This window comes from Brachybacterium epidermidis, from assembly GCF_015209585.1.
Classification (GTDB): Bacteria; Actinomycetota; Actinomycetes; order Actinomycetales; family Dermabacteraceae; genus Brachybacterium; species Brachybacterium epidermidis.
Map to the genome: position 1 here is coordinate 114809 of NZ_JADEYR010000007.1, position 8986 is coordinate 123794.

At 68.5% G+C, this 8986-nt stretch carries 9 protein-coding genes; 4 read left to right on the forward strand and 5 right to left on the reverse strand.

The genetic code is table 11. The annotated features are described in order from the left end of the window. Positions 1-420: 420 nt before the first annotated feature. The 5 genes from IOE58_RS08460 to IOE58_RS08480 form a co-directional block, all read right to left on the reverse strand. Positions 421-672, reverse strand: a complete 252-nt coding sequence (locus tag IOE58_RS08460) for a hypothetical protein (RefSeq protein WP_193865957.1) — start codon at positions 670-672, stop codon at positions 421-423. Between the two features lie 122 nt (positions 673-794). Beyond that, entirely contained in the window at positions 795-2915 is a 2121-nt protein-coding gene (locus IOE58_RS08465) for a S9 family peptidase (protein WP_193865958.1), read from the reverse strand. Positions 2916-2969: 54 nt separating this feature from the next. Continuing rightward, entirely contained in the window at positions 2970-3860 is an 891-nt protein-coding gene (locus IOE58_RS08470; protein WP_193865959.1) for a hypothetical protein, read from the reverse strand. 156 nt (positions 3861-4016) lie between these two features. Next, the gene (locus tag IOE58_RS08475) at positions 4017-5156 is read right to left on the reverse strand and encodes a glycosyltransferase (protein ID WP_193865960.1); all 1140 of its coding nucleotides are present in this window, start codon (positions 5154-5156) and stop codon (positions 4017-4019) included. A 121-nt stretch (positions 5157-5277) separates the two neighbouring features. Next, positions 5278-5490 carry a hypothetical protein gene (locus tag IOE58_RS08480; RefSeq protein ID WP_193865961.1) on the reverse strand — a complete coding sequence of 71 codons (213 nt, stop codon included), beginning with the start codon at positions 5488-5490 and terminating at the stop codon, positions 5278-5280. Between the two features lie 685 nt (positions 5491-6175). Here IOE58_RS08480 and IOE58_RS08485 point away from each other — a divergent pair. The 4 genes from IOE58_RS08485 to IOE58_RS08500 all read left to right on the forward strand — a co-directional run bounded on the left by IOE58_RS08485 (position 6176) and on the right by IOE58_RS08500 (position 8864). Beyond that, positions 6176-6331, forward strand: coding sequence for a hypothetical protein (locus IOE58_RS08485; RefSeq protein ID WP_193865962.1), 156 nt, complete (start codon positions 6176-6178; stop codon positions 6329-6331). A gap of 23 nt (positions 6332-6354) precedes the next feature. Further along, positions 6355-7704, forward strand: coding sequence for an IS256 family transposase (locus IOE58_RS08490; RefSeq protein ID WP_193865190.1), 1350 nt, complete (start codon positions 6355-6357; stop codon positions 7702-7704). A gap of 21 nt (positions 7705-7725) precedes the next feature. After that, positions 7726-8595 (forward strand): Abi family protein, encoded by an 870-nt coding sequence (locus IOE58_RS08495; RefSeq protein ID WP_348981927.1) that lies wholly within the window; start codon positions 7726-7728, stop codon positions 8593-8595. Positions 8596-8714: 119 nt separating this feature from the next. Further along, positions 8715-8864: a hypothetical protein gene (locus IOE58_RS08500; RefSeq protein WP_193865964.1), complete on the forward strand. Its 150-nt coding sequence runs from the start codon at positions 8715-8717 to the stop codon at positions 8862-8864. The last annotated feature ends 122 nt before the right edge of the window (positions 8865-8986 follow it).

The window sequence follows — 8986 nt, forward strand, 5'->3', positions numbered from 1 at the left end:
ACAGCAGGATCCACCACGGTGGCGGGGCCGTGACCACCGCGTACACCAGCCCGGCCAGCAGCAGGGCGCACACCAGCAATGCCCATGAAAGCGCCACGATGACGAGCGCACGTGCCTGCGGGCTCTCCTTCGACGCGCGGGGGTCGGAGGACCAGGCAGGGTCGAGGCTGAGGCGCCGCACCTCCTCGGGCGTGGGATCGAAGCCCTCGATCGCCCACCGCTGCAGGGCCTGGCGGGCCCCAGTGCGCCACCGGACACCGGGGGCGAGGTGCTCACCTGCCCGGCCGGGCAGCGCCTCGGCGACCTGAACCTGGCCTCCCAGGTCCTCCAGCCGCCAGTACCGCAGTCGTCGAGTCCCCTTCTGGCGCGGGCTGCGGATCTCCAGTCCCTGCCGCCGGGCGGAGACGGTTCCGCCGCGGATCACGTGCCATCGGCTGACGCGGGGAAGCAGCGCGGCCACGGGCAGGCGACATGGCTCCAGAAGCCGGCGAACGTCCAGGCCCAGATCGGAGTGCCCAGCAGCGCCGTGAACCCGGAGAAAGCGATCCGCTGTGCTGCCCCGCCCAGCTCCCCATCCAGCCCGATCGGCACCAGGGCCAGGAACAGCAGGGACAGTGCACCGCGCGCCGGCGGGAAGCTCAGCGCCCTCATGGCGACGTTCGGGGAGATCACCGGGACATCATGCCGCAGGCGCCACGGTTCGCACCCCCGGGGGGCTAGTCGGGGGCGTTGCGCTACTGATCGACAGTACAGCCTTCAACGAGGATTCACTGTAGAACAGCTGTCAACTGCTGTCAGCCCAGCAGGCGGGGCATCTTTGCCTCGATCCCCCGCACGTGGCGGTCCACGAACGTGTACACCGTCTCGTACCAGATCACCGAGTTGTTGGGCGAGAGGATCCAGTGGTTCTCGTCCGGGAAGTACAGGAAGCGGTGGGGGTTGTCCTCGGGGTCCTGGTCAGCGGCGGTCAGCAGTTCGAACCACAGCCGCAGGCCCTCCCCGATCGGCACCCGGTAGTCCTTGTCGCCGTGGATCACGAGCATGGGGGCGGTGATCGCGTCGATGCCGTCGGCCGGGTTGTACTTCGCGTTGTGCTCGTCGCTGAGGTGGGCGGCCCAGTGGGAGGCGGTGTCGGTGGTGCCACGGAACTGGTCCAGCGCCCACAGGGAGGCGTGGGTGACGATGCAGTCGAAGAAGTCGCCGGTACGGCCGGCGATCCAGTTGGCCATGTACCCGCCGTAGGAGCCGCCCAGGGCGGCCTTGCGGGTCTCGTCGATGTCGTCACGCTCCAGGGTGGCGCGGGTCAGGAGCATGATGTCGTCGTAGGGGCTGCCGCCCAGCTGGTCCCAGCCGCGGTCGATCATCTCCTGGCCGTAGCCGGTGGAGATCGCCGGGTCCGGCAGCAGCACCGCGTAGCCGCGGGCGGTGGCGGTCCAGGGGTTCCAGCGCCAGGTCCAGGAGTTCCAGGATCCGAAGGGCCCGCCGTGGATCCACAGCAGCAGGGGTGCCGGCTCTGTCGCCCCTGCGCGCTCGGGCAGGCACAGCCAGGCGCGCAGCGGGGTACCGTCCTCCGCGGTCGCGGTCACCTCGGTGAGCGACCCGGGCACGGCAGGCGCCTCGATCCCACAGGGGATGGGGCTGATCTCGCCGGTGGCGGGGTCGCAGCGCACCGGCAGCGGCGGGGCGTCAATGGCGTCGGCCAGCGCGATCAGCTGCCCGGAGCGCTCGTCGAGGGCGAGGGCGCTGTAGTGACGGACATCCTCGGTGAGCACGGTGACGGTGCCGGATCCGAGGTCCAGGCGGTGGATGGCGCCGTGGCCCTCGAGGTCGGCGGTGAAGTAGGCGGTGGTGTTGTCGGGGGCGATGCGCACATCGGAGGGCCAGTTGGTGAAGCCGGTGTAGGCGGGGGTGAGCTCACCGGTCTCCAGATCGGCCTTCACCAGCTCCATCGCGAGGGGCCGGGTGTCGCTGGCCACGGTGCTGCGGCTCAGCAGCAGCACGGAGCCGTCGGGGCTGAGGGCCGCCAGGCCGAGGTTGTGATCGTCCTGCGCTGCGAGCGTGCGCACCTCACCGCTGTCCGCATCGATCGCGACGATGCGTGAGCGGGACGTGGTGCCGTGCAGGGTGCGGCTGACGTCGGCGTACACGGTGCCGCCGTCGGGGCTGATGACCACCTCTCCCAGTCGTTCGGCGGGACCGAAGGAGGTCAGTCGGCGCAGGTCCAGTCGCGGATCAGGGTCCGTGGGATCCAGGGGCTCGGCGATCAGCACCTGGTCCCGGGCGGGGCCCAGGTCGTGGTCCCAGTACCGCACCGGGTGACCGGTGTGCAGGATGGCGGAGGTCTTGGTCTCGCGCCGCTCGGAGGCCAGGGCGCGATCGTCCTCGTCGTCGGCGGCGCGCGGGTGGATCGCGCTGGTCAGGGCGATGCGGCCGCTGTCGCGCGCGATGGACAGGGAGGCGAAGCCGCCGTGACGGCGGGCGACCACGACGGCCTCGCCCCCGCCGCGGGGCAGCAGGAACAGGGTGGTCTCGTCCGTGTGCTCGTCATCGCCCGTGTCGCGCTTGGCGGTGAACAGCAGGTCGCCGTGGGCGGTGAACCCGGCGAGCGCCTCACCGTCCACGCCGCGGGTGAGGCGACGCGGGGACTGACCGGCATCGGAGGCGGAGCGGTGCCCGCGGGAGCGGCGGGAGGAGTGCGGCAGCTCCCACAGCGCGGTCACGTACCCGTTCCTCTTCGTGTTCAGCTCGGTGCGGGCGGCGACCAGGCGGTCCCCGGCGGGGGCCAGGAACAGCCCGGTGATGCGCGGCTCGGCGACGAAGGCGTGCAGGTCGTGGAAGATCGTCGGGCTATCGGTGGCGGACTGGTCGGGCGAGGCGTCGGTGGTGGCAGCAGTGCCGCGGGGGGTGTCGGTCATGGGGCCCATTGCATCACGCGGACGCGTGCCCGCTGCGCACTGCGCCCCGCTCGGTCACTCCGTGACCGAGAGCCCTTCCTTCATGTCCTCGAGGTCCTGCATCTGGTCGCCGTGCCCGGTGGCGGCACCGCCCACGAAAGCGCTGGGACCGCCGGGGGTCTCGACCACGATCGCGGCGTAGCGCCAGGAGTCGGTGGATTCGAAGGTGGTCTCGCCGGTGATGGCCACCGTGGCCTCGAACAGGTGGGCCGGGTGGCCGTCGACGGTCGTGGTCTCCTCGTGGATCTCGCTGACCTGCGGCTGGTCGGTGAACACCTCGGCGGAGTCGTCCCGGGTGATGGAGCACTCGAAGAGGTGGCGGGCGGCGGCCTCGGCACCGGGGTACCCGCCTGTCTCCTCCGGGTAGGCGACGCGGCCCACGGTCACGGCCGTGTACCAGCCGGCCTCGACCGGTGTCCAGGCGCTCTCGGAATCCTCCAGGTGGGGCTGCTCCCCGGCGCTGCCGGAGAGTCGTTCCCAGCCGCTGGGAAGTGGGACGGAGAGGCCGCCCCCGCGCATCTCGCCCTCCGGCTGCTCCTGATCACTGCCCGGGGCGTAGAGCGTGCACTCGGTGGACGGGGCCACGGTCATGGTGGGCCCCTGCTCCGGTGCGGGCTGGGTCGTCTCCTCCTCGCTGGGGATGTACTCGCCCCGGGTGCGCTCCTCGTCGCTGGGTTCCTCCTGCACCGTGGTGGGGTCACCGCCGGCGGTGGGGTCCTCACCGCCGGAGAGCACCGTCTGGGACAGCACCAGGCCCACCACCACCAGGATCACCAGCAGCAGACCGGCACCGCCCAGGCCCAGGGCGAGCCACAGGCCGCGGCGCGATCCCCCACCGCCCGGTCCTTGCGGCGCAGGGCCGGTGGGCCCCGACGGACCAGGACCACCTGCGGGTCCCCCGCTCACCCCGGAACTACCCGGGCTGCCGCCTCCGGAGAAGTCCGGGAGTGAGAAGTCTGCCGAGTCGTCCTGACGGTCCCGCATGCGGATCCCCCTGCTCGTGTCTCGCGTTCCGCTGGCGCACGGTCAGACTAGCCGTCGTCCTTCACTGCCTCATGGAGCTCAGTGGATCTCGGAGACGAGCTGTTCGAAGCGGCGGGCCATGGCCTCCAGGCTGTACCGGGCGGCATTGGAGCGCGCCGCATCGGGGCTGATGTGCAGGGCCCGCCGGATGGCCTCGGCGAGGTCCGCGGGGTCTGCGGAGTCGGCGACCGCTCCCCCGTCGCCGATCACCTCGGGCATCGCTCCCCGGGGGGTGGCGGCCACGGGCGTGCCGGTGGCCATCGCCTCGACAGGGGCCAACCCGAAGGGCTCGGCCCACAGCGGCGAGGCGATGAACACGTCGGCCGCGCTGAGCTGCTCGCGGATCTCGGCGTGGGAAAGGTGGCCCAGGTACGCCGGTGCGGTGGAGTCGTGCTCGCTCTCCTTCCGCAGGTGCGGAGCAATCTTCTCCTCGAAATAGCCGGGATCTGAGCGCAAGCCGCTGATGCGCAGATCGACCTCGGCCAGCCGGGCGGCTTCGATGGCGACGTGCAGGCCCTTCTGGTGGGTGATGCGGCCCGTCCACAGGGCGACGGGGCGCTCTCGTAGGCCGTCGTGGGGCCGGGAGGCGGGTCCGTCGGCCCGGGTGCTCGACTCACCGGTCGGGATCGACGTCTCGGGGGCGGCCGACCAGTAGTCGATGTCGATGCCGTTGGGCAGTACGCCGACCTCGGGGTAGTGCTCGCGCCAGGCCTCGGCGTTGGATTCGGAAACGGTCACGAAGCGGTGCTGTTCGGGAAGCTCAGAGGTGCGTGCGAAGAACTCCACGACGGCGGGCACCGGCACGGGACTGTGCATGATGGTGAGCAGGCGGCATGAGCTCAGCAGCTGGTGCGGCAGGGGGCTGAGGGAGTTGTTGACCACCAGGTCGTCGTCCGCGCTGGCGGCCATCTCGCAGGCCCGGCGGATCGCCTCCTCGGAACGCCGCGCCTGCAGCGCTCCCCGCTGCTGGTCCGGGTTCAGCTCGTACTGGTGTTCGCTGCTCTCGATCTGCGCGAACTTCGCACCGGCGGGGATCTCACTGCCTTCCTTGGCGTACAGCGTGACCTGGTGGCCGCGCTCCAGCAGGGCCGCGGTGATCATCGAGGTGTGCATCTCCATGCCCCCGGCCCAGGGCTCCCGGATGGGGTGGTGGGGGTGGCAGATCAGCGCGATCCTCATGGCGAACACCTCTCGTCAGCGGAGGGGACCGGCGCAGGGAGCGCAGAAACCCCGCTTCGCACACTACCCACCCCCGGTATCAGGTAGGGGCGTCGAGGCTGTGACCAGCACGAACTCGCGCTCAGGCCCCCCTACCGAGAGGAAGGGGCGGGTAGCGGAGGGACCTTGAAGTGATGAGGTCCACTCCCCTGCCCAGAAGCGCAACCAGCTCGCTCGCGGCATCGATGAGATCGAGCAGGTCCAGGTCGGGGTCCACATACACGAGCAGGCCGATGTCGCTATGGGCGTGCTCCTGGTGCTGAGGGACGGAGCCGAAGATCCGCAGGTTGCTCATGCGGTGGCGCTCCAGCACGAGAAGGATCGCTCTCGTACGCAGCGATGTCGGGCTGCGGAACACCACTGTGCTCGGCGAGCTTTGCTTGGGTGAGACCCGCTTGCAAGCATCGCGATCACAGATCTTCCAGATGCGGAGCACAGCCCGCGATACAACGGGCGGTTCGGCGGTAGAAGTTGATCCCGACTCGAGGCCACACGCATCCCTCACCGCAGCAGACGTGGACCATGCCGCGGGGTAACGGGGGCACTGCTGCGCGGTCGGGCGACGGCGGGATCCAGAACACCGGTTCGACCGAGGCATTCACGGATCCAAGCCCGAAACCGCCGGATGAACATGACGACGAGGGCCCCGCCAGCATGCTGGCGGGGCCCTCGTGACGAGTCGCTGTCTCACGGTTTCTCGAGTGGGTGTCACAGTCAATGCGCTGACAGGGGGCTACGCCACCCCTCCGGTGGGAGGACGTACGCGGTAGATTCCGGAAACCGTACAGGCTGCGTCCTGCCTCCCAGCCCACGGGCGGGCTTGTGGGGAGGGCACAGAAATCAGGAGACCCGCGCGGAGTCTTGACGCGAGGTCTGCCCTGGCGGCTACCATGGGGGCATAAACACCGGCCCCTCTCTCGGCAACCGGCCTTGCGCCACCTGTCGTGCATGGGCCGGTTTTCCTTTGGAATCATAGTGTGATGCGCTACTCCAAGCCCCACCTTCCTTACGACCAACAGGTTCGTCTCTTGGCCAGTCGCGGGCTGGACGTGGGCAGCGAGCGCGAGGCGGTTCGCGCGTTGAAGCGCATCGGCTACTACCGGGGCGTGTCAGATGGTCTGTGTAAGCCGTACTGAAAGGAACGGTAAGAATCATGACCATGACCAACGAGAAGAAGCAGGCCGGTGGTGAGCCCACTGGCGGGGACCTGGTCGAGGAGCTGAAGTCCTCGGGGCAGCTGGATGCCCTGTTCGCTCAGATCGACGCAGGCAATGTTCAGCTCACCGGCGACGGCGGGTTCGTGCCCGCGCTGGTGAAAGCCGCCCTGGAGCGTGGCCTGCAGGCCGAGCTGACCAGCCACCTGGGCTATGACAAGCACGCCGCGGAGGGCCGCGGCAGCGGGAACTCCCGCAACGGCACCACACCCAAGACCGTGGAGTCCGAGGTCGGACCGATCGAGCTGGACGTCCCCAGGGACCGTGCCGGCTCGTTCACCCCGCGCCTGGTCCCCAAGGGCCAGCGGCGGCTCGGGGGCCTGGATGACATGATCATCAGCCTCTACGCGGGCGGGATGACGATCCGGGACATCCAGCACCACCTGGCGAGCACGATCGGCACAGACCTGTCCCACGAGACGATCTCCAATATCACCGACGCCGTGAGCGAAGAGGTCCTGGCCTGGCAGACCCGGCCGCTGGAGGAGTTCTATCCCGTGATCTATCTCGACGCGATCCGCATCAAGATCCGGGAGAACAACCAGGTCCTCAACCGCGCCGCCTACATCGCCGTAGGAGTCGACCTCGACGGGATCAAGCACGTGCTGGGCATCTGGGTCCAAGACACCGAGGGCTCGGCGTTCTGGGCCCACGTCTGCGCGGACCTGGCCAACCGGGGCGTCAGGGACGTGCTGATCGTCTGCTGCGACGGCCTGAAGGGGCTCCCAGAGGCGATCGAGGCGACCTGGCCGGACTCGATGGTCCAGACCTGCGTGGTCCACCTGATCCGGGCAGCGATGCGGTTCGTGGCCTACTCCGACCGCAGACAGGTCGCCGCCGCGTTGAAGCCGATCTACACCGCCCCCAACGAAGAGACCGCGAGGAATGCTCTGGCCGAGTTCGAGGCCTCCGAGCTCGGCACGAAGTACCCGTCTGCAGCCGCGACCTGGGCGAACTCGTGGGAGCGGTTCATCCCGTTCCTGCAATTCCCGCCGATGCTCCGCAAGGTCATCTACACCACCAACAGCATCGAGTCGTTGAACTTCCAGCTGCGGAAGGTCACCAAGAACCGCGGGCACTTCCCCTCGACCGACGCTGCCGTGAAGCTGTTGTGGCTGGCGATCTGCAACATCGAAGACAAACGCGCCCTGGAGCGGGAGAAGGAACGTGGCAAGCCCGCCGACCAGCGTCGAGCATCCGGCCGGCTGGTCGAGGGCCAGGTCGTCACCAACTGGAAGCAGGCCCTCGCCCAGCTCGCCGCCGCCTACCCCGACCGCATCAACCCCTACCTGTAACCACCCCGCTTACACAGACAAATTGACAGGCCCTACTACCGCCTCTCGGCCTACACCTACCCGATGAGGGCCTTCACCACCGACGATGCTGGGAGCGTGCACCGCTCGGACGACTTCGTGGCGGGCGCGTGCCTGTCGGATGCCGTGGCGCTCCACGATTTCGACCACCGGCTTCGACGTACCTTGCTGCCCGCCATCCAGTCACTGGAGGTCGCGCTTCGCACCAAGGTGGGCTACCACCTGGGGAAGCACGGACCCCTTGCCCACCTGGACCGCAGCGGCCTTGACCCCCAGCGATGCAACGCAGTATCGCGCGGACCCGACCATGTTGGGACGAAGTACGACACCTGGCGCAGCGAGTACGACTCCTTGCAACGTAAGGCAGACCGTGAGGATTACGTGGTCCACTTCGCCACCAAGTACGACGGTGAGGTGCCGGTGTGGGCCGCAACCGAGTTCATGACGATGGGCTGCCTGATCGGGCTCTATCGGATGATGCAGCCCCAGGACGCGCGGCGCATCGCGGGGGAGGTCGGGGTCAAGAATCCGCAGGTGTTGTTCGGCTGGCTGAAGGCCCTGAACGTGCTCCGCAACCACTGCGCTCACAACGCGCGCATCTGGAACAGGAGCACTGTTTACCCGCCGGACAAGATCAACAGCCGCATGGTGGGGCAGGAACTGCACCACCTAGTATCTGCCGACACCAACAAGGTCTACTTCCTGACGGCAGTCCTGGCCTATTTGCTGCGGCATGTCGATCCTGACACGCAGTTCGCCAGCGATCTTCGGACGACCATGGGCAAGTTCCCCTCGGTGCTCGGATGGACGCCTGAGAACACAATGGGCTTCGTGGAGGGTTGGTTGGCCGAGGCATTGTGGAGCATCCACTGACCCCCCTCCACAAGTCCGCTTGCGCTCGACCGTTGTCTATACGCCGTCGTCGCTCTATCCAAGATCGGACTGCGCACAGGGATTGGTGAGGTGGACCAGCCTGGCTACAGTCCAGGCGCATGAGAGCGACCAACCGGCAGACCCTGATCTCCGCCGTCTTCCAGGCAGCCGAGAGCGCCACGCAGGACCTCACCCACCTCGTCCCCGATCTCGACCGGGACCGTTGTGAGTACGTGCTTGCAAGCGTGCTTCTGGAGGAGGCGTGGTGAGCCGCCCCCTTCATTCGGTCCGGACGTTCTGTGAGTCGTCGGTTTCCATTTGATGGGTGCACTGCCGAGCGTACTCGGCTGGGGTTAGGTAGCCGAGCGAGGAGTGCCGGCGGTGGTGGTTG

Excerpts from the sequence above, each read along its gene's own strand:
- IOE58_RS08475 (WP_193865960.1), bottom strand. The coding sequence starts at position 5,156 with ATGAGGATCGCGCTGATCTGCCACCCCCACCACCCCATCCGGGAGCCC.
- IOE58_RS08500 (WP_193865964.1), top strand. The coding sequence starts at position 8,715 with ATGAGAGCGACCAACCGGCAGACCCTGATCTCCGCCGTCTTCCAGGCA.
- IOE58_RS08465 (WP_193865958.1), bottom strand. The coding sequence starts at position 2,915 with ATGACCGACACCCCCCGCGGCACTGCTGCCACCACCGACGCCTCGCCC.
- IOE58_RS08490 (WP_193865190.1), top strand. The coding sequence starts at position 6,355 with ATGACCAACGAGAAGAAGCAGGCCGGTGGTGAGCCCACTGGCGGGGAC.
- IOE58_RS08480 (WP_193865961.1), bottom strand. The coding sequence starts at position 5,490 with ATGAGCAACCTGCGGATCTTCGGCTCCGTCCCTCAGCACCAGGAGCAC.
- IOE58_RS08485 (WP_193865962.1), top strand. The coding sequence starts at position 6,176 with ATGCGCTACTCCAAGCCCCACCTTCCTTACGACCAACAGGTTCGTCTC.